Here is a 21,824-nt window from a genome sequence, read left to right as displayed (position 1 = left end):
GAAGAAAAACATAGCAATCCGTTGAAATCGTTAACGTGAATTACGATAAAACTAAAAAAAACATATATCATCTTAAACCAGGTGTTGATCCTTTCTTTATTGTTCAACTGGAAAACAAAGGATTAAAAGCAGGCTGGTATTGGCTTTCTATTGAAATAACAGAAACAAAAGATAATATCTTCGCACCAAAGCTGTTTTTTAATGGTGGCCGTGGATTTAATGAGCAGGATGTTTGGAATTTACCAAAGATCAGTAACAATAAAATAGAGGGGTTGCTATTCTTTTCATCTGATGTTACAGAGCTACGGTTTGACCCAGGTACAACCAGATGCTCTTTTACAATTAATGAGTTTCGTTTAAGGCCACTAAGCAAAGCAAAAGCATTCGCAATTGCAGTTTCGGATTATAAAAAAAGATACTTTCCCAATAGCAGCTATTTATCGTTTTTCGGCAAGTTGATGGCCGGTTCTTTGCAATCAAAAAAATTTGATTTCCGCCAAAAACTCAGCGACTTTATTTACAACAAAGAAAGCTCAACAGAACCGAATGCCTATAAAAAGTGGTGTACTTTATATGATACCATTTCGCAGCACGATGTTGAAATTATAAAATCACTGGCAAACGATTTGGGCTACAAACCGCTTTTTTCGATCATAATGCCCGTTTATAATGCCCCGATTCCTTTTTTGAAAAAAGCCATAGATTCTGTCATAAACCAAGCTTATCCAAACTGGGAGCTATGTATTGCTGATGATAAATCAACCAACCCGGCGGTAAAACACTTACTGGAAAAGTACCAGACAAAGGATCAACGGATAAAAGTTATTTACAGAGAAACGAATGGGCACATCAGCCATGCATCGAACAGTGCATTGGAACTGGCTACCGGAGAATATATCGCTTTGCTAGATCAGGATGATGAATTACGCCCCCATAGCTTATATATGGTTGCCAGGGCCATCAATGAAAACAAAGATCTAAAACTGATTTATAGTGATGAGGATAAAATAGATGAAAGCGGAAACAGGTTTGATCCCTATTTTAAGACTGATTGGAATAAAGACCTTTTTTATGGGCAAAACATGGTGAACCATCTTGCTGTTTATAACCTTTCGCTGGTAAATAAAATTGGAGGCTTCAGGCCAGGATACGAAGGCAGCCAGGATTACGACCTTGCTTTAAGGTGTGTGGAACAAATACAAGCCGGGCAAATTCATCATATTCCACATGTACTTTACCACTGGCGGGCCACAGAAGGATCTACGGCGAGAATAACATCAAATAAGAACTACGCATACGAAGCGGCACTAAATGCCTTAAATGATCATTTAAAAAGAACAAAGCAAAACGCCACAGCCATATCAAATATAAATAGCTCCTATAGGGTTAAATGGGCTCAGCCTGAGCCAAAGCCAAAGGTTTCTATCATAATTCCAACAAAAGACAATTTAGTTGTATTGTCTACCTGCCTGGAAAGCATACTTCAAAAAACAAATTATGATAATTACGAAGTGCTGATCATCGACAATGATAGCATAGAACAACCTACATACGAGTATTTAAAAATAATTCAAAACAATAATAAAAGGGTTAATGTACTTACTTATAAAAATGAGTTTAACTTTTCTGCCATAGTTAATTATGGTGTGCAGCAATCGAACGGGCAAATTGTTGTTCTTCTTAATAACGACACAGAAGTAATAAATGATGATTGGCTAAGTGAACTAGTGAGCCAATGTGTAAGGCAGGAAATCGGAGCAGTGGGGGCAAAATTATTCTATCCAAACGGACAGATACAGCATGCCGGAATTTTCTTATGTGAAGATCCAGGCAACCATATATATATGAAAAGAGATAAAAATGATCCGGGATATTATAATAAACTAAACCTCGTACAAAATTATAGTGCAGTAACCGCAGCATGCCTTGCCGTAAGAAAAGAATTGTTTATTAAAGTGGGAGGGTTTGATGAAAAGAACTTAAAGATTGCTTACAATGATGTTGATTTTTGTTTAAAGGTAAGGGAACTGGGTTATAGAAACCTTTTTACGCCATTTGCGCAATTGATTCATCATGAATCTTTGACAAGAGGAAGCGACTTAAGCGAAGTAAATTTTCAGCGATGGAGGGAAGAATATAGGTTTATGGCCACCAAATGGAAAAGCATTATATCGAATGATCCTTTTTACAATCCCAATTTAAGTGTTACAACCCTTACAACCCAATTTGCGTTTCCTCCCAAAATAAAATATGACTGGCAATAATTAATACAAATTAAAACTGATGACTAAACAAGTACCTGAGAAAATAGAGCTTGAAAGGCAGAATGACACTGACGTTTCTTACGGACATCAATCTCAACTTGAATTGATTCGATTCGATAAGAAAGCAAAAATGTATATAGGCATATGCTCTTTTTTTTTCTTATTGTTTGTTGTTTTTAAATTACATAATTCATCCATTGCGTTGTGGAATTCAGTTATACCTGATGGGGGAGATGAGTACAGGGGAGTAATAATGGGAACTCCCTTGGGAATCAGGTCTGATGAGTGGGTAGTTACTACGCCATTCATTGTATCGCAGAAAAAAAAAGGATTTCCTGTTTCAAATATAGCCCTTGGATATGGAAAAACTCCGTTGACAATGGGGCTACCTACCAACCATATTATAAGTAAACTTAAACCAGCCTTTTGGGGATTTTATTTTCTCGATATAGAAAGGGGCTATTCCTGGTTTTGGAATATCAAAATTTTTCCCTTTTTAATTGTAGCCTTTTTATTCCTCATGCTTTTTACAAAGAATAACTTTATAATTAGTTTGTTTGGAAGTATTTGGCTTTTTTTATCTTCTCCAATCCAATGGTGGTCCATTAACACTGAAATCTTTACCTACGGGCTACTTGCGCTTATTTCATTAATATACATACTATATTCAAATAAAACCCGGCTAATTGTAATAAACGGCTTCATATTTATACTGGCAGCCCACTCTTATGCGATGATCCTGTATCCTGCATACCAGGTTCCGCTGGCCTACTTTTTACTGGCCTTACTGCTGGCATTTATAATAAGCAGAAAGAATTATAAATTGTTGTGGGAAAACAAGTGGGTTAAACTTTCAGTATTAGCTGGCAGCGTTATTTCTTTGCTATCCCTTATTATTTTATTCTATACCGAAACCAAAGAAACCATACAGGTTATTACAAATACAATTTATCCGGGCAAAAGAAATGAACCAGGTGGTAACTTACAGTTTTTACAATTGTTTAGAGATAACTTTTCCTGGTTTGTTAAAGAACACACGTTCCCGTCCCAATGGTTAAATAATAGTGAGGTATCTGCCTTCCTGATGTTATCCCCCATTGCCAGCATTCTTATTGTTTACTCCTGGGTAAAAACAAAGAAAATCAATGTGCTTTTTATTCCATTGCTCATTTTTCAGGTATTAATATATAATTGGTTCTTTTTGGGGCTCCCTGAGTTTTTAGCCAAACTCACCATGTTTAACGTATGTCCTACCTGGAGAACATTCTATATTTTTGGATTTTCAAACGTTGTTTTTACGCTATTATATTTAGGCCAATTCAGGAAAACGGCAGAGCAAACGACATTAAGACCCAAGATGGCCATTATTTTTTCAATTATTTTCGTAATTGCATTGGCGATTACTTATTCACTAAACAAACAAACCGATAGATTTTTCACAAAAGCACAGGTGATTAATGGAACGATTTTATTTGCCGTTCTGAACTGGCTTATAATATACTTTTCCCAAAGCAAAATATTTCAATACCTGTTTTATGCAAGCTGTACGTTGTATGTTGCAGCGAATATATTCGTTAACCCTTTATGCGTAGGGCTATCGCCTTTCTTTGAAAATAAGGTATACAAAACTGTATCGGAAATAAGAGATAAAGATCCCGATGCCCAGTGGATAACATTTGGGAACTCTATATTTGCTGGCGATTTTCTAAAAGCTGCAGGAGCTAATTGTTTAACTGGGGTTCAATTTGCGCCGCCGCTTGACAAACTGCATATATTGGACCCTTCTTTGAAGAATGAAGATATTTATAACAGATATGCTCATATTGTTGTTACCCCGCTTACTGATGCAAAAGACTCGGTAGAGTTTATTTCCCAGCAGGTTGATCTTTACACCATCAAAATGGACCCCAGCTCCCCCCGCTTGAAGCAAATGGGTATTAAATATGCTTTTTTCACTTATAAACCGTCTGAAGCTGAAGTCAGAGAACTGGTGCCGGTGAAGGACATTTCTGGATTTTATATTTATAAACGTAAAGACTTATGATTATTTCGGTAATAATACCATGTTATAATGTTGCCCGGCATATTGAAGATGTGATCAATAATTTACCTGACCAGGTAGATTATATTATTACTGTGAACGACAGATCACCCGACAATACCGAATCGATAATTCTTCAACTTCAGCAAAAGAATAAAAAAATAATTTACCTGAAGCACGAAGTAAACCAGGGTGTGGGTGGCGCTATGCTCTCCGGTTTTAAAAAATCACTGGAACTGAACTGTGACATAACTTTAAAAATGGATGGCGACAATCAAATGGACCCATCCTATATTCCGGTTTTAATTGAACCATTAATTAACAACAAAGCAGATTTTACAAAAGGCAACCGGTTCAGGGATTTTACTGCGCTCAAAAAAATGCCTATCGGCAGAAGGATTGGCAATCTGGGCCTCAGTTTTTTGATCAAAGCAGCTTCTGGGTATTGGAATATATTTGATCCTACCAATGGGTATTTCGCAATTAAAAATGAGACCTTACAATCAATGAATTTTAAAAAAATCCATAATAGATACTTCTTTGAATCATCTATGCTTATAGAGTTGTACCATGTTAATGGCGTAATTCAGGATGTACCCATGAAAGCCAGGTATGGAGATGAAATTTCAGGCCTGTCAAAAACAAAAACTTTGTTCGAATTTCCACCAAAACTTTTTGCAGCCTTTTTAAGGCGAATTGCCTTAAAGTATTTTTTATACGAATTTAACGTTGCTTCTTTATTTGTACTTTTCGGGTTACCGCTTTTTATTTTTGGAAGTGTTTATGGCATAGTAAACTTTATAAAATATGCAAGTGAAAAAATTCCGGCTCCAACCGGCACAGTAGTTATTCCTACGCTATTGATAACACTCGGCTTTCAGTTATTGTTAGCTGCCGCTAACTATGACATTAATAATTATCCTAAAAGAGATTAGTATACTATTATACTTCCTTTTTATGCAGAAAGTATAACAGTATAAATTAACGCTTATAATTTACGGTGCGTGTATGTCAGAAACAAATGAAGAACATATTGAAGAGGTAAATAAGCCATCCACGCCAAAAGTGGCTGTCCTATATCACATTTTTTATGAAGATTCGGTTACTCATATCGTAGACGAGCTAAAAGGACTTGGTTGTTTCCAAACGTCTTTTTTCTTCAATATATGCTCAGATACACCAAATCAACATAAAATAAGGGAAGCTCTATTGATGTATTTTCCAGGGGCATTCATTTGTACCAGTAGTAATAAAGGAAAAGATATAGGAGGAAAATTATTACTAATTAAGGTTTGTTTGCAATTGCAATATAAACCTGATTGGATAATATTTCTGCACGACAAAAAAAGCCTGCAGGCTTTGAATGCAAAAACATGGAAAAATGATCTGCTTAAAATTATACAGGAAGATCAGCTCCAAAAAATCAATGAGATAATTTCAAATAATTCCAAATTGGGAATTATTGCGGCGAAAAACTATGTTCGGAAAGAAACAAAGGAGGACGGGAAATTTACAGGCAACAATGGCCCCATACTTGATGAATTAATACAGAAATACAACATTACCAGTAAAAATCATGAGTATGTGGCAGGAACCATGTTTTGGGCAAAAGCATCCGTTTTAATAGATTTTTTTAAAAAATTTGACCCCCTAAAAATCCGCCAAACGTTAGAAGAAGGCAACGTTATTGACAACTTTAACGGAACCAATACTCACGCATGGGAAAGAATATTATCCTGGATAATAACTAATGGGGGATTAAATTTTAAAACTATATAGCATTGAATTGTCCGGTAGTATTTATCTCAATTCCTTATTCAGCTATAAAAAACGAAATTATAACTGAATATGACATGGAAACAGGAATTAATATCCTCGTTGATTCCAACGATATCGACATGCCCTTCATTTTAGATTTTGTAAGAAGGTTAAACTTTCATTTCATCTTTAGTTTGCCAGATAAAATATTAAATAATGAAATAAACAGCCTGCTTCCCTCTCTATATACGTTATACACCTTATCAAGTTGTTTTGCTAAATGCAACAATTCCATTCCTGTTTTTTTAAGCGAACCCAATAATCAGGTATACCTGCAAAATATAAAAGACTACTTCATGCTGCACGGTGAAAAAAATATAGAATTCACCATATTTGATTCAGCTGATCTTCAAATAAAAAACACTACGCTGCTTATTACCACCATTCAGCTAAAAGCATTAGACGAAATTCAATTACAGCAGTATACAAGCCTGAAAATAAACCAAATTATTTTATCATTTGGCAACCATATCCAACTGAACAAAGAACTGGCATTAATAAAAATCTTCAAAAAGGAAAACAAATACGTTGATATCTTTCTGGAGACAACTACTATAAATAATATTGCCAGTTGGAGTTTGTATGAATCTGAATTATGGCAAAACAGGGCAAAATTGTATCTGTCGTTTATTGCGCTGGGAAAGGAAGTAGGACAAAAGGAATATTACGACATACAACAATGGTATCACCAGGAGTATGAAATACTTCCTCTTTGGTTTAAACGGTTAGGACATGTTGTAAAGGTTTTAATGGGAAAAAGGACTTTTAGATCGCTGTTTAGCGACAATGCGAAAAAAACGAAATAGCTGCCGAATGATTATATAGACAAGTGCGCAAGGTTGAAAATTATCGTGGATGGGATGTTAGACAAAGTTGTAAAATGAGACCGACCCTGCCAATAAAAAGATCATTTTAAACTAGCTAAAAAGTAATCCATTCTAAGTTGCAGTAATCCAAAAAATATCATGGCAAATCCCATGTACTGTAGTATGGGAACTGCTCCATCGAAGTCTTTACCATAAAGACTTTGAATCAGGAATTGAGGAATAAAGAAAAATGCAATAGCCATACCCGACGTAGCGATCAAAACCAAAAAGGTTGATTTGTAAAAGATCTTCTTTTTAAGGATGGCATTCTTTTCTTTTGAAATTTGGGGAAACATCACAAGCGAAATACCTGTTACTAGAAACAAGGATAATCGTGCTAAATTAAGAGCAGCCACCCAGTTACCTGTTATTTCGCTTGAATAGAAATGCTTAATTAACAAAGAGGGAATATTCAGAACGGATTGCAATATCATATTTGCTGTCAAAACCTGGAAAATAAACTTATAAATTGGCTTGATGTCTATTTTCCTGGTTGCAGTAGTTACATCCTTAGTCTCTTTGATATATGGAAAGATCCAAAGGAAGGCAATAAAATAAGCAAGTCCGTATGCCAGAATTGCTCCATTTACACCCATCCCTAAAAATAAAAATGAGACTAAAAGAATTAGCCTTATAAATGCTTCAATAACGGTATTCCAGCTATAATGTAAGAATTTCTGCAAGCCTTGCAGAATACCCCTGTTAACCGGCAAAAGCAAAGAAAATGCCAGGGTAATGCCAATAATTATAACAGGGGTATTGGAGTGTATTTTAAGAAAGCTGGCAATAAAATTTGCAAACACTACGATTAATAAAAGAATAATACCTGAAAACACGAGAACATCATTCTGAATTTTCTTTCTTAACACCCCTATCATTCCAAGCTCACTCTCAAAATTAAATCTGGCTGTAAATTTGGTGATGGCAAAACTTAGTGCTCCGGCGGGTAATGCTACCAGTAAAAATAGTGACATTAACGCACCGAAAACCCCATAATCCTGCGGGCCTAACAGTCTTCCGGCAACAAAATGAAATCCATAAGCCAGCAAATTAGAAACGAAAACCCCGGCCACTACAATGGTGCTGTTTTTTAATAAACTCATCTACTATTGATAATTGTCTGAATGGTTGTTTTTTTATTTTTGGAATATAAAAGTTACCCTGTTCTTCACCAAAAAAGGGTGAAAATTAAATAATCTACCATAAATGCCGCAAATAAAACCTGGCTTTTGAATTTCAAATAAGATAAATAATATATAAGGTGCATTATAATGTAAAATCTGGCAGGTCAAAACGTTATAACCAAACGTGGCTGGCTGAACTAAAGCAGCCAGCAGATAACCTTTTTTCGGCCTCTTCGAAGATATTATGTACGATATATTTTCCTGCATCAAAAGCAACGAACAACAATTAAAATCAATCCTATCTTAATAAATTTAATACCATTGAGTGTTGTACTTATTAACGGTTCAGCCGGTTTAATAGGCATCGAAGCTGTAGCATTTTTTTCATGCCTTTTGAACAGATTTGTAAACAACCTTATAAGCTGGAGCCTTGGCCTTAGGTACAATGATCTTACCAACGCTTTCAAACTATATAAAAAAGAAACAATAAACGGGCTAAAGCCCTCTTTGTCGCCACATTTTAACTTAACCCTGGAGCTACCATTAAAATCGATTGTCAGGTATTTCAGTTATGTTTCGATCCCCAACTCGTGGCGGAACAGGAAAACAGGAGAATCAAAACTGAAGATCAGGGAAATGGGAAGCCGGCACTTTTTCATTTACCTGTACTGCCTGATCGAAAAATTCTTTGAAAGAGGTGATTTTAAAAAATGGAAAGCCGCCGAATGCGATAAACACGCAAATAACAATTCATTTAAAGATTATTATAGAACTTGCGTCCCGGATTCGGATTGCCTGGCACTTCGGATGAACCCGTACTATATTACATATTTCATTACATTGCGCCTAATCAAAAAATAAGCGTGAACTACTGGCTTTTAACGACAGAATATCCTCCCTTTCACGGTGGCGGCATCAGCACCTACTGTTACCACACAGCATGTATGCTGGTTGCAGAAAATATTACCATTACCACTTTTGTACCCGACGACAGTATTTCAGATTATTATATATCAAATACACCCGAAGGCAACCGTATAATTCGTTTTAATACCAACCGTAGCAACAGCGCGGCCTGGTTGGGGTATGCTGCCCGGCTTAGTTACGAATTTGCAGCACTTGTACAACATATTATAAAAATTGAAGGTAAGCCCGATATAATTGAAGCACAGGATTATATGGGAATTGGCTGGTACCTGCTGCAATACAAACACCTGTTGTATGAAGAGGTAAGGGATATTCCGGTAATAATCACCCTTCACTCTCCGGCCTTCCTGTACCTGGAATATAACCGGGTGCCCACCTACAGGTTTCCAGATTTCCATACCTGCGAAATGGAAAAAGAGGCCATTATAATGGCAGATTACCTGATGGCGCCAACACAATTTATTTTGGATGCCATTCAACCCTACGTTGATATCACAACCAAAAACAAGATAGTGGTCCGCAATCCATACGTTGCTCCACAACACAAGGCGGTTAACACCATAGAAAGGAATAAGATCGTTTATTATGGTAAGCTTTCTCCACAAAAAGGCAGCTTTGAACTACTTTCCTATTTCAAAAAAATGTGGGATTCCGGATTTACTTATCCGCTGCACATCATTGGCGGTACCGATATAGTATTTCATCCGGAGCAATTAACGATGGGCCAGCTTGTTAGCAAAAAATATGAAAAATACCTGAATAACGGGAAGTTGCTGTTGCACGGCAAAATAAAGCCCGAGTCAATAGAAAAGGAATTGCACAGCGCACATGTTATCATTGTGCCAAGTATAGTTGATAACCTCCCTTATGTAGTAATTGAATCAATGGCCTTAGGCAAGGTTGTTCTGGCGTCAGTACAGGGCGGGCAACGTGAAATGATAGAACATGGCATAAGCGGCTTTTTATTCGATCACACCGTTGAAGGCGATTTTGAAGAGAAGCTACAACTGGTTATTTCATTGAGCGATGATAAAATAGCGGCGATTGGCAAGGCCGCCAAAGAAAAGGTAGCCGAAATGTATGATCCCGCCGTTGTCAAAAAGCAGAAAATGCCACTGCTTAACGAAATCATACAAAATAAAAAGATATCCACAACCTACCCTTTCCTGTACCAAGGCCAGTTTACGCCTGTTAAAGTCGATGGGAACCTGCTCAGTGTGGTGATCCCCTATTATAATATGGGCAAATACATACAGGAATGCGTGCAATCAATACAGGCTTCTACTTACCCCGATATAGAAATTCTTATTATCAATGACGGAAGTACCGAGGAAGATAGCCTTGCCACGTTAAAACAAATGGAGCAAATGAGGGGTGTAAAGGTATTTCACAAGCCCAACGAAGGGCTTGCCCATACCCGTAATTACGGAGCAGGAAAGGCAAACGGCAGCTGGCTTGCTTTTTTAGATGCCGATGACAAGGTATCGCCTAACTATTATGAAAAAGCATTACGGGTATTGAAGCATTACCAAAATGTATTTTTTGTGGGAAGTTTTGTACAATATTTTGAAGATACCAACCGCAAATGGGCAACCTTCACCCCTCAGCCACCTTACCTGCTGGTACATAACCCGGTTAACAGCAGCGGTTTGGTGTATAAAAAAGCTGCCTTCCTTGCAAGCGGCCAAAACGACAGGACAGTAGATTACGGCCTTGAAGATTACGAAAGTGTAGTACATTTAGTATCAAAAGGATATAACGGAATTGTACTGCCCGAGTTCCTGTTTCAATACCGGGTGCGCGGCGATTCAATGATTAGGAAAATTACGAGGGAGAAGCTCCTGTACTCCTATAAATACATAGCCGAAAAACATAGCTCATATTATAGTACATTTGCAACCCAAATAAACAATTTATTAAATGCGAATGGACCTGGTTTTCTTTTTGATAACCCAACTTTTGCAGTTACAGTAACAACCAACGCCGAAAGTAACGGCTGGTTATATAGAAAAGCAAAAGACTTTATTAAGAAGAATAAGACTTTAAAAAAAATAGCACTGCGCTTAAAAAATAAATAGTTAATGATCGTATCAATAGTAACAGACTGGTTCAAGCGATCGAATAAGTCGGAACGGCTTTGGTTGTTGGCCAAGATCGAGTTTAAATTAAGGTATTATGAAAATAAACTCGGTTTGCTATGGGCGCTTATAAAGCCCCTAATGGACATTGCTATTTATTATGTAGTATTTCAAATAATCATGAAGCAAGACACACCACAGTTTGCTTCATACCTGTTCATCGGTCTTATTTGCTGGAACTTTTTTCTTGAATCAACTACCGGTACCGTACAGATCCTCAACACCAAAAAATACCTGTACGAATACAGTAATATGAATAAGCTGGAAATTTATGTTTCCACCCTGTTAAGTAATTCCATTGGGTTCTTCTTCAACTTTGTTATGTTCCTGCTGTTTTTCAATTTCGTAGAAAGAGGACCAGATCACAGCAACCTGCAAACACTTTGGTTACTGCCGCTTTTCGTAAACCTTTATATATTATCGTTAGCCACCTCGCTAATCATCTCAAATATATACGTAATTGCTAAAGATGTTACCCAAATCTGGCAGGTATTCACACAGGTGCTGTTTTTCTTATCTCCAATACTTTACCCTCTCAATAAATTTAAAGACGCCTTGCCAAACTTCGATTACCTCAATCCTTTAGGGGGTATTATCATTAACGCCCGTCAAACATCAATGTATGGTGTAAGCCCCGACTTTAAACTATTCTTTTTTGATTTTGGGTACGCCATTTTATTATTGATATTCGGAATGTTCCTTTTAAACAAATTAGGATCAAAAGCTGCTGAAAAATTATAACCATGAAAAAGGCGTTGGCAATACAGGCTAAGGGAATAAGTAAAACTTTTCATATCTCTGAAGATAGTCACAATACCGTTAAACACCGGTTGTTCAACCTGTTCAACCCTCCCCGCACAAAAAAAGTTCAGGCAATAAAAACAATGGACTTTGATATTTATAAGGGAGAATGTGTTGGCATACTGGGGCGGAATGGCTGTGGAAAATCAACCCTCATCAGGTTGCTGGCCGGCGTATTCCCCGTTGATACAGGAGAAATAAACATCTATGGTTCTACCCTGCTCATGAACCTGGGCGTAGGTATGAGCCATCAGCTTACAGCCAGGGAGAATATTTACATTTCAGCATCGGTATTGGGATTAAAGATCAAAGAAATTGATGCCATTTTCGACCAGATCGTCGACTTCGCCGAACTGAAAGATTTTATTGACACGAAGATAAAATACTTCTCTTCGGGCATGGTAGCCAGGCTGGGCTTTTCTATTGCCGTAAATGCAGGCGCCGACATTATGTTTCTCGACGAAATATTTGCCGTAGGCGACATGAAGTTCCAGGAAAAAGCTATTAAAGTATTTGAATCAAGCTGGATAGAAGGCAAAACAGTGATACTGGTAAGCCATAGCATGGATGTGGTTAAGAAATATTGCAACCGTACTGCGTTTATGAAGAACGGCAGCCTGATGTATTTTGGCGACACCGACAAAGCCATTCAAATGTATATCGACGACAATCACTAACTGTTTTTAGGTTCAGGCTTCCTGTAGCTTACAATAAGCGCTATAAAAAAGCCGAACATAAAACTCCCTATACTACGGTCAAAATAGGTTTCGCTGATGAATGCCAACATAAAGCTGGCAATTATCAGCAAACCGAGTATATCCCCGGTCTTTATGCTTTGCCTTATGGGTTCAAACAAAAAACCATACAGGAATATCAAAAACCCAACCGTACCAAAAGCGGCCCAAATATCAAGGTAGTTGTTGTGCATATTACGCCGGCTTTTGTAAGCAAACTCAAAATGTTTATCCTTATACACTTTCATTTGCTCTGTCACTTTATCGCCTAACTGTGCCCCAAACACCGGGTACTTCTTTACTACATCCCACCCGCAACTCCACACCGCCAGCCTTATATTAGCGCCATTCCACTGATAATCGGAAGTACTCATATTAAAATGAGCCTCTACGCCCATATCGGTATACTTATAACGGGTATACTTTAACTCTTTGAAACGATTAATGGTTTTTGGAAAGAAATTAACCAGCACCACAAGACCTGCCGCCATGGCCGCCACAACGAATATCAGTTGTTTTGTCTTCCCTTTTTTAATAGCACCCGCAATGGCAACAAGAATAATACAGGAATATAATGAAATGATTGAAACACGACTGGCCAGTAAAAAGTTGGCCACCAATAAAATGAAAATGCAGGCGTACACCCAGCCTTTTTTACCTACAAATGAAGATTTAACCCTGAGAAGATAACCAAAACAAAAAACAGCCACATTAACCATTAGGGCAATATAAACCGACTGCTTATCCATAAAAAAATCGGTAATATTGTCGTTATACAGCAAGGTAACATCGTGCAATTTGATGCTTTGTATAGCCGACCACACCATGCATATCAACAACATGATCGTTGTGATCACACTATACGCATACAATATTCTTTCTTTAAGCTCCTGTTTTATAAACACCAGGCCCATTGAAACAGGGAATACAAACAAAGGCAAGCGTATTAAAACCCACGAAAATCCTTCAGTCACGTCGTTCGATACCAGAGCGCTTATGATATGCAGTAAATAAAAAGCTGCCATTACCAGCACTTCCCTGCGCTGACGCAGTAGATAAAGTTTTTCGCGAAAAGAGTTGTATATAAAAAAACAATAGGTAGATAAAAGGATCAGTACCACATTATTCACCACAATCATGTGATCGGGGTAAAAAGTGACAAGAAATATGCCCACCAGTGCATATAAGATTTTGTCCTTAACGGTCAGTAAGCCAGCCTGGTCATCCATCAAAAACAATGATCGCATATTAGGTTTATCTTATTTACGGGCAAAAATACACTGACCCGGTTAGTTACAGGAATAATAACCGCTATTTAACGAATTCATTATTCCGATGTTGCTCGCATTACAGGCAAAATAAAAATCGCAGCAGGCAACTCCAATACCGTTTGCTACGAATAATATGTTAAGAAAGGCATCATGAAAGTCGCGCTTATTACCAGGTCAACGTTATATTCTGTAAAAGGGGGCGACACCTTTCAGATCGTCAATACTGCCAGAGAATTAAAACACATGGGAATTGAGGCAGACATTACATTAACCAATCAACCTGTTCAATACCAGCGATACGATCTGCTGCACTTTTTCAATATAGTGCGGCCGGCAGATATAGTGTGTCATATAAACCGGTCGAAAAAGCCATTTGTTGTGTCGCCTAACCTGGTGAACTATCACGAATACGATCAGCTTTACCGTAAAGGCATTGCCGGTTCCCTTTTCCGCTTTTTGCCAAAGAATGGCATTGAATATATAAAGACCATTGCCCGGTGGGCACAGGGCAACGATGTATTAATGACCAATTCCTATTTATGGAAAGGACATAAACAAAGCGTACAAAAAATACTACGACAGGCAGCTCAGATCCTGCCTAACTCAAAACTGGAGTATAACCATCTTGCTGAATATGATAAACAACTGCCCGACTATACGCTTGTACCCAATGGCATTGATCCGGCATTGTTCAACTTTAAACATGAGCAGCCCAAAGACCCAAACCTTGTTTTATGTGTTGCAAGAATTGAAGGGTTAAAAAATCAATTGAACCTTATAAAAGCGCTCAATAATACCCGGTACCGCCTGGTGATCATTGGCAACCCGGCACCTAATCAACTACCCTATTATAACGAATGCCGTAAACAGGCAGCATCCAATATTTCCTTCATAAACCATTTGAGCCAGGAAGCGCTGAGTGACTGGTATCAACTGGCCAGTATTCATATTTTACCCAGTTGGTTCGAAACCTGCGGGCTCTCGACCCTTGAAGCAGCTGTTATGGGCTGCAAGGTGGTGATAACCGATAAAGGTTATACCCGCGAATATTTTGGCGAGGAAGCTGCGTATTGCGACCCCGCATCGCCCCAAAGCATGTTGGCCGCAATTGACAAAGCAGCTTCAACACCAGCAACAGATACACTTAGGAACAAAATCCTTACCCAATACACCTGGCAACAGGCGGCATTACATACGGCAACTGCATATAAACAAGTATTACAATGACACTACGGATAGGCATCTTAGGTACCAGAGGTATTCCAAACCATTACGGTGGCTTTGAACAGTTTGCCGAATACCTGTCAACAGGTTTGGTAGCAAAAGGCCATGAAGTATTTGTATACAACTCCCACAACCACCCATACAATAGCGATACCTGGAACAATGTTCAGCTTATTCATTGTTACGATCCCGAAAATCAGCTGGGCAGCTTTGGGCAATTCATTTACGACCTCAATTGCATTCTCGATGCCCGCCGCCGCAACTTCGATGTAATACTGATGCTTGGTTTTACCAGTAGCTCAGCCTGGGGTTGGTTTTACCCCCAACAAAGCACCCTGATATTTAATATGGACGGGCTTGAATGGAAACGGACCAAATATTCAAAACCAGTACAGAAGTTCTTATTACTGGCCGAAAAACTGGCTGTTCGGTTCAGCCATTACCATATTGCCGATTCGGTAGTAATTCAATCATACCTGAAGAAAAAATATGCCATTGCCAGTGAACATATTCCCTATGGCGCCGAAATATACTTCAACGAAGATGAAAGCCTGCTTATGGAATTTGGGGTTGAAAAACATGAGTACTACATTCTGATGGCCCGCATGGCTGCCGAAAACAATATTGAAATGATATTGGATGGCTTTCACGCCAGCAAAAGCAATAAGAAGTTTTTGGTAGTGGGCTCGGTTAATAATCAGCTGGGCAAACACCTGGTGAATAAATTCAGGAACGATAAACGGATTGTTTTCACCGGTGGCATTTACAATCACCCGCAAAAGATACATTCCCTTAAATATTATTCCTGCTTATATTTTCATGGGCATAGCGTTGGCGGCACCAACCCATCACTACTCGAAGCTATGGCCAGCCGGGCAGTAGTAGCGGCGCACGAAAATGACTTTAACCGTGCCGTGTTACAGGAAGATGCTTTTTATTTCTCATCCTGGTGCGAAGTAAAGGGCATTATAGAAACTACTACCCGCAATGAACAGCAATTGGTAATGATCAATAACAATCTTAAAAAAATAAGCGAGCAGTATAATTGGGATACGGTGATTAGCAAGTATGAGGATTTTTTACAACGGTGTGTGGTGGAGAAAGAGAGTAAATCGTTGAAAGGGGTTAATAAGTTGACGAGTTAACAAGTTGACGAGGTTAACAAGAAGTTGAAAAGGTGATAGAGATAATAGAGTTGATAAAGGAATACAACTTGATACTTCATCAGGCTAACGAAATCTAGCTTAGCAAAGAGCCCTCGCCCTTCCGGGGAGGGGTTTGGGGAGGGGGCCCGATTGCCGGTCCACGATTCACGACATCATATTCGCGAAACACCGGAGTAAAAACAATAATCCACACAACGTACTCCGCCACATTAGTAATAAAACTACCGGTAAACTGGTAAATAAAAATAAAGGCAAACAACAGCAGCCGGTAGTAATTGCGCCACACTTTGGTATATACAAACAACAAACATTCGGCAAGTATTCGCACCACAAACCCCACCCAGCCAAACAACGCCAGCGTTTCAGCCGCGGCATTGGGAATAGCCACCCGCACAGTATCAAAACTATAACCATAAAAATCGCGTATCATTTCAAAACCCAGTATTTTGATCTGACCTGCGCCTATTCCCCACCAATAACTTTTTTTCGCCAGCAACTGATCGGCCAGCCAAAAGGCTTCAAAAGTCCTGCCCTTACCCGAAGAATCTTTACCGGTAATTACATTGGCAACACGTACAAAAAGAATATTATCAGGAAAGAAAATTACCCCAATGGCCAATGCGGCAATACAACTTATAACGGCAACACCCGCCAGGTTCACAAAACGTTTATTATGAATGTACGTTTTAAAATGAACAATACCACTTATCACCAACGCCATGGCAATAGCACTAATAACCCCTAAAGAAAACGACAATACCATTGGCAACAACAGCATTAGCAATAGCAACCAGCCATTGATGCGGTTCCGGTAAAAGATGAGCTGTAACAGGAAATAGCAAAACAAGGGCGTAAACAATAAGGCATAATAAGAAGGTTCGTATGTAAACAGACTCAAGCGCCTTACCTTTTCGGCACCAGTGGTAATGAATTGTTCCGTCCAGAGCAGATCGCTATAGGGTGTAAAGAACAGCGGAATGGCTATAATACAGCAAATAAAATTTATGACCAGGAGTTGATGAAAGATGTCCTGCGGATGTTCACACTTAATAAAGAATGTATAGGCAGCCTGGCAGAAGATATACACCAGTGTAATATTCAACAGGGAAATAAAATAGCTTTTTGTATCAACCCCCAAACTGAGTTGTATTAATACAACAGGCGCTAATGCCAGCAGAAAAGGCCACAATACTTCGCGCCTCCGACTCAACACTACCCACACATACAATAACGGGGCTAGCAATGCCGTATAGGTTAACCCAAACGGCAAACCGAGTGAATTAATAAAGAAGTAAATAAAAACAACCGGAAAATATTTACTCATCCACATGCTCTTCCTTGTATTTATTAAAGCGTACCGGCGCGCAGATAACCAGCCAGTTTATTTTTATACAACTGATGATTAAAACCAACCGTTATAAACAATTCGGTCAGCAAAACGGCAATGGTAGTTCCTATTGGCCCCCATACCTGCACCAGCAACAGGTTACTAATGATATTTAAAATAGTACCCCCGGTCAATACACGCAGGTACCTCTTTTTATGATTGGCCGCCATTAACAACTGGCTGGCCGGAATATGCAAACTAACTATAACCGGTCCCAGGCAAAACAACCGCAGCAGCAAAACGGCATTACCACTATTTGCGCCTAAGAACACGGAGATAATAAATGGCGCAAAGCTGAACAGCAATGCCCCGGCCAATAGCATCAGTAATAAAAAAGGCAGATATACCGATCTGAAAAAACCTTGTGTTGCTGTTTTTCCCTTTTGCATCAACTGGCAAAGCGGCGGATAAATAGCCTGTGAAAACATAACCGGCAATTGCCTGGTGGCAAGAAATATCTTTTCAGCAACACTATAATAGCCAGCTACCAGGTCATTGGTGAATAACCGTAATATAAATACATTGATGCTGAGAAAAGAATTTATCGAAATATTGGAAAGCATTACCGGCCAGCCTTCTTTCAGTTCATATTTAATATCGCGCCAGGTAGGCTGAACAATTGGTAAATCGCAAAGCCTGATGGCTTTTACTATACTTAGTATACCTGCAACCAGGCTTCCTACCCCCATAAACAAAATAAAGAACCGGTAATCGGTGCGTTCCCTGATAAATGCAAACACCAGGGCAACAAACAGCAACCGGGCCAGCAGGGTGTAAATAGTTATATATTTCATTTTTTCTACCCCCTGAAAGAACCAGCTTACCAGCAACGACTGCCCCAACACCCAGGTAAAACCAAACAGGTATAATTGAAAATGAGGTCTGAAAAAAGGGATAAATGTGATCAGCATCAGTAACAACACAAAGCATACAAAACAAATGATCATTTTGGCAGCCAGTACGGTAAAGAACAACCTGGCATTTTTAACCGCATCGTTTCGGTGCAGCGCCAACTCGCGGGTAGCGGAAAAGTTAAACCCGTAATCACATACCGTACAAAATATAAGCATTACCACCTGGGCAACAGCAACAATGCCATACCCATCGGCCCCTATTTTTTTAATAACAAAAGGCATTACCAGTACAGGCAGCAAAAAATTTGTTCCCTGCAAAATACCCAGGGCCATGAAATTCGAAAAAACCCGGTTGCGTCTACTGGTACTTTCCATAGTAAAATGTGAGGCGATAGTAAATGTCAAATTATAACAATTAACGCAACCCCCGCCTATAATTTTCCGTAATCAATTATTGATGAAACAGGTAAAACTAGTACAACACCCCGCCGATGAACTGGATGTAGTGGCACTTTTAAAAAATGCCCTTTCATTCATCAGCCAATACGGAAAACTATTGCTTATAGTTGCTTTTACCGGAATGTTGGCCGGCACCATTCGTTTTTACACCACCCCAAAGCTATATTCTTCGTCCCTTGTACTAAAACCCGCCATGCTTAGCGACCCCGAGCAGCTGGAACTCATAAATAGCTGGGCAGCGATGTTAAAGAAAAGAGAGCTGCCGGTGCTGGCGCATGAATTTCACGTTGAAGAAAGCCTGTTGAAAAAGGTTAAATCCATTACCACCGAAGAATTACAAAAAAGTGTTTCACTTAATAACTTCACCGCCTTTACACTTACGGTGCTGGTTACCGATACGGCCATTTTGCAACCTTTACAAAAAGGCCTTTTGTATGCGCTTGACCATAGTGAGTTTGTAAAAGAAAAACTGGAGTCCCGAAAGAACATATTGCAAAGCATGATACAAACCGTGCAGCAGGAAATGGCCCGCCTTAAAAGTACACAAACAGCTGTTGAAACCAGTTTACAACAAAACAATACCGGTGGCTCACGTTTTATGGTAAGTGTATCTGACATCAGCAACCAGATTACCACGCTGCAGGAAAAGAAACTCAATTATGAAGAAAACCTGTCATTTACCTCAGCTGTTTATGTTCTGCAAAACTTTTATGTACCCAGTAAACCGGCGCATCCGCAATTAATAAAACTGCTCATCATTGGGTTTGGCGGCGGACTGTTCCTCGGCCTTGCGATTGCCTGCTTTATATATCTTAAAAGGAAGCTGGCCCAACATGATCAATAACCTGTTATACTTTTTTTACCTGGCATTTATGGTAAGCATGGTGGGTGGCTTCAGGGCTATCAGCAGCATTACCATTGGGCTGATCCTTGTAGCAGGGTTTATAAAAAACAAACTCCACACAGGTTCATGGTTCAATGGCAGCTTACGCAACAGGCACCTGTTTTTCTGCAGCCTGTTCTTTTTATTGCAATTGATCTATCTTCCATTTGCCAGTGACTTTACTGTCGGCTGGAAACACGTACAGGTAAAAAGCGCTACTCTGTTTATTCCGCTTTGTTTTTACTGTTGTTCGTTTATAAACAAAAGCAACTTCCGGTCACTGATGTATGCGTATGTATACACCGTGGCCATTGTACTAACCTGGTGTTTGGGGTTTGCGTTTAAACAAAACTTTTTCCACCATGCACCCATAACCGTATTTTTTTATCACCAGCTGGTGCGCGATCTCGGCCATCATGCAATACAGTTTTCCATACTTGTTTTTGCCGCCCTCATTTATTTATTACACTCGGCCCGGCAAGGCAGCTATTTGTTGAACCGGCGCATTCATTATTTGCTGACGGCTTATTTCATGACCGGTACTTTTTTATTATCGTCGAAACTGGTGATCATCTTTTTGCTGGGCTACCTTGCCCTATACGGGTTCAACAGGTTACAACAAAAGTTCAACACCCGTTGGGCCGTTGCCATTGTGGTTATGACTGTGGCGCTTTGCAGCAGTAGTTTATTGTTTACACAGAACCCGATAAGCGGGCGATTCAATGATGTTATACATGGCGATGTTAGGGTTATAACCCAAACCTCGTTTACACCTAATGATTATTTTAATGGCATTCAGTTCAGGTTGCTGCAATGGCGGTTTGTAAAAGAAATTCTGCAGGAGAACAGGGCCTGGCTGCTTGGGGTTTCACCTGCAAAAGCGCAGCAGTTATTAGATCAGAAGTACATTAGCACCCATATGTATACCGGCACCGGCAGGCCCGGTGACAATACCCATGGTTATTTAGGGTATAATACCCACAATGAGTTCTTGGAATCATTGTTACAAACCGGCCTTATTGGATTGCTTTGTTTTATAGGCATTTGTGCAGAAATGATTGGTATGGCCATACGCCAAAAAAACAAAATGCTTACCTCCCTGGTAGCTCTATTACTGGCTTACACATTTGGCGATGCAGTATTTGAAACACAGTACGGACTGATACTGTTTCTTTTCCTACCATTATTCTTCTTTTTCGGTCAGAAAGATAAAGAGTTGAAAATCAGCTAAAGCATTTACAGAAAATTCACCAAACAACACCTGTTTATTGCCGTTTTCCTCACGATCGAACCAGGGCGTAAGGATTATCGCGAGAACTGTGTTGATTATCGCGATAATCGTTTAGGAAATCCGCGAAAACCGTGATGATTATCGCGAAGATTATGTTGGAAATCGCGAAAACTGAGGCGGTTACTGCGAAGTCATGATATATATCGCGAAAACTGTCACGATTTTCGCGAAACCGTGAGAGAAATTGCGAAAACCGTAATGGTTATCGAGAAGATCATGATGGAAATCGCGAAAACTGAGCGGTTATCGCAAAAATTATGGAAGAAATCGCGATAATTGATATAATTATCGCGAAAAGGAATACAGTTACTGCCATTTCTGTAAAAGGTATTGCTATTTCAGTGAGTATTAATGGTATCACCATTACGGTTATAACAATTTTGCTGAGGGTTAAAGCCATTTCCCCAACCGTTTTGGAAACCTGTGAACTAAGAACTGTGAACTGGGAACCGGCAACTTCTGCATTGCACTTTTCCCGGATTTCCCTGCACTCTTCCCCAGGTATCGGGCTATTTTGGCAGTTTTCTCTAAATTGTATTGCAATTCCCTGGCCTGCTAAACATTCAGGTTGGTAAA

The 21,824-nt window shown here is 39.2% G+C and carries 17 protein-coding genes; 13 read left to right on the top strand and 4 right to left on the bottom strand.

Going from position 1 to position 21,824, the window contains the following annotated elements; translation table 11 throughout:
- Positions 1 to 35 precede the first annotated feature (35 nt).
- The 5 genes from GGD38_RS25735 to GGD38_RS25715 all read left to right on the top strand — a co-directional run bounded on the left by GGD38_RS25735 (position 36) and on the right by GGD38_RS25715 (position 6,929).
- On the top strand, positions 36 to 2,264 hold the full coding sequence (locus GGD38_RS25735; protein WP_375296728.1) for a glycosyltransferase: 2,229 nt from the start codon (positions 36 to 38) through the stop codon (positions 2,262 to 2,264).
- Between the two features lie 733 nt (positions 2,265 to 2,997).
- A complete protein-coding gene (locus tag GGD38_RS25730) occupies positions 2,998 to 4,308 on the top strand; it encodes a hypothetical protein (RefSeq protein WP_375296729.1) in 1,311 nt (436 codons plus the stop codon).
- Positions 4,305 to 5,240, top strand: coding sequence for a glycosyltransferase family 2 protein (locus tag GGD38_RS25725; RefSeq protein ID WP_375296730.1), 936 nt, complete (start codon positions 4,305 to 4,307; stop codon positions 5,238 to 5,240). Before GGD38_RS25730 ends, GGD38_RS25725 begins: the two co-directional genes overlap by 4 nt.
- 73 nt (positions 5,241 to 5,313) lie before the next feature.
- Positions 5,314 to 6,084 (top strand): rhamnan synthesis F family protein, encoded by a 771-nt coding sequence (locus tag GGD38_RS25720; protein WP_375296731.1) that lies wholly within the window; start codon positions 5,314 to 5,316, stop codon positions 6,082 to 6,084.
- A gap of 74 nt (positions 6,085 to 6,158) precedes the next feature.
- Positions 6,159 to 6,929: a hypothetical protein gene (locus tag GGD38_RS25715; RefSeq protein ID WP_375296732.1), complete on the top strand. Its 771-nt coding sequence runs from the start codon at positions 6,159 to 6,161 to the stop codon at positions 6,927 to 6,929.
- Positions 6,930 to 7,030: 101 nt separating this feature from the next.
- Here GGD38_RS25715 and GGD38_RS25710 read toward each other — a convergent pair whose 3' ends face one another.
- Complete coding sequence (locus GGD38_RS25710; RefSeq protein ID WP_375296733.1) at positions 7,031 to 8,092, bottom strand: oligosaccharide flippase family protein; 1,062 nt, start codon at positions 8,090 to 8,092, stop codon at positions 7,031 to 7,033.
- A gap of 884 nt (positions 8,093 to 8,976) precedes the next feature.
- Between GGD38_RS25710 and GGD38_RS25705 the strand changes: the two genes are divergently transcribed.
- The 3 genes from GGD38_RS25705 to GGD38_RS25695 are packed head-to-tail and all read left to right on the top strand — an operon-like array spanning position 8,977 to position 12,656.
- Positions 8,977 to 11,118, top strand: a complete 2,142-nt coding sequence (locus GGD38_RS25705; protein WP_375296734.1) for a glycosyltransferase — start codon at positions 8,977 to 8,979, stop codon at positions 11,116 to 11,118.
- Positions 11,119 to 11,121: 3 nt separating this feature from the next.
- On the top strand, positions 11,122 to 11,919 hold the full coding sequence (locus tag GGD38_RS25700) for an ABC transporter permease (RefSeq protein ID WP_375296735.1): 798 nt from the start codon (positions 11,122 to 11,124) through the stop codon (positions 11,917 to 11,919).
- A gap of 2 nt (positions 11,920 to 11,921) precedes the next feature.
- Positions 11,922 to 12,656 carry an ABC transporter ATP-binding protein gene (locus GGD38_RS25695; RefSeq protein ID WP_375296736.1) on the top strand — a complete coding sequence of 245 codons (735 nt, stop codon included), beginning with the start codon at positions 11,922 to 11,924 and terminating at the stop codon, positions 12,654 to 12,656.
- Here the strand turns inward: GGD38_RS25695 and GGD38_RS25690 are convergent.
- Positions 12,653 to 13,960: an O-antigen ligase family protein gene (locus tag GGD38_RS25690; RefSeq protein ID WP_375296737.1), complete on the bottom strand. Its 1,308-nt coding sequence runs from the start codon at positions 13,958 to 13,960 to the stop codon at positions 12,653 to 12,655. The genes GGD38_RS25695 and GGD38_RS25690 overlap by 4 nt on opposite strands.
- A gap of 174 nt (positions 13,961 to 14,134) precedes the next feature.
- On the opposite strand from GGD38_RS25690, the gene GGD38_RS25685 reads away from it, so the two are divergent.
- Together GGD38_RS25685 and GGD38_RS25680 are read left to right on the top strand one after the other, a co-directional pair.
- A complete protein-coding gene (locus GGD38_RS25685) occupies positions 14,135 to 15,211 on the top strand; it encodes a glycosyltransferase family 4 protein (protein WP_375296738.1) in 1,077 nt (358 codons plus the stop codon).
- Positions 15,208 to 16,353, top strand: coding sequence for a DUF1972 domain-containing protein (locus GGD38_RS25680; protein ID WP_375296739.1), 1,146 nt, complete (start codon positions 15,208 to 15,210; stop codon positions 16,351 to 16,353). The genes GGD38_RS25685 and GGD38_RS25680 overlap by 4 nt, the downstream gene beginning before the upstream one ends.
- Positions 16,354 to 16,447: 94 nt before the next feature.
- Here GGD38_RS25680 and GGD38_RS25675 read toward each other — a convergent pair whose 3' ends face one another.
- Positions 16,448 to 17,704, bottom strand: coding sequence for a hypothetical protein (locus tag GGD38_RS25675; RefSeq protein WP_375296740.1), 1,257 nt, complete (start codon positions 17,702 to 17,704; stop codon positions 16,448 to 16,450).
- A 17-nt stretch (positions 17,705 to 17,721) separates the two neighbouring features.
- Complete coding sequence (locus tag GGD38_RS25670; RefSeq protein ID WP_375296741.1) at positions 17,722 to 18,990, bottom strand: flippase; 1,269 nt, start codon at positions 18,988 to 18,990, stop codon at positions 17,722 to 17,724.
- 82 nt (positions 18,991 to 19,072) lie between these two features.
- Between GGD38_RS25670 and GGD38_RS25665 the strand changes: the two genes are divergently transcribed.
- The 3 genes from GGD38_RS25665 (at position 19,073) to GGD38_RS25655 (ending at position 21,823) form a co-directional block, all read left to right on the top strand.
- Complete coding sequence (locus GGD38_RS25665) at positions 19,073 to 19,918, top strand: hypothetical protein (protein ID WP_375296742.1); 846 nt, start codon at positions 19,073 to 19,075, stop codon at positions 19,916 to 19,918.
- Positions 19,908 to 21,188 (top strand): O-antigen ligase family protein, encoded by a 1,281-nt coding sequence (locus tag GGD38_RS25660; RefSeq protein ID WP_375296743.1) that lies wholly within the window; start codon positions 19,908 to 19,910, stop codon positions 21,186 to 21,188. Before GGD38_RS25665 ends, GGD38_RS25660 begins: the two co-directional genes overlap by 11 nt.
- Positions 21,189 to 21,505: 317 nt before the next feature.
- Positions 21,506 to 21,823, top strand: a complete 318-nt coding sequence (locus tag GGD38_RS25655; protein ID WP_375296744.1) for a hypothetical protein — start codon at positions 21,506 to 21,508, stop codon at positions 21,821 to 21,823.
- Position 21,824 lies beyond the last annotated feature (1 nt).

Source organism: Niastella sp. OAS944, from assembly GCA_024809215.1.
Taxonomy (GTDB): Bacteria; Bacteroidota; Bacteroidia; order Chitinophagales; family Chitinophagaceae; genus Niastella.
The sequence above is the reverse complement of the archived record's forward strand: the minus strand, read 5'-3'. Positions and strand labels throughout refer to the sequence as shown.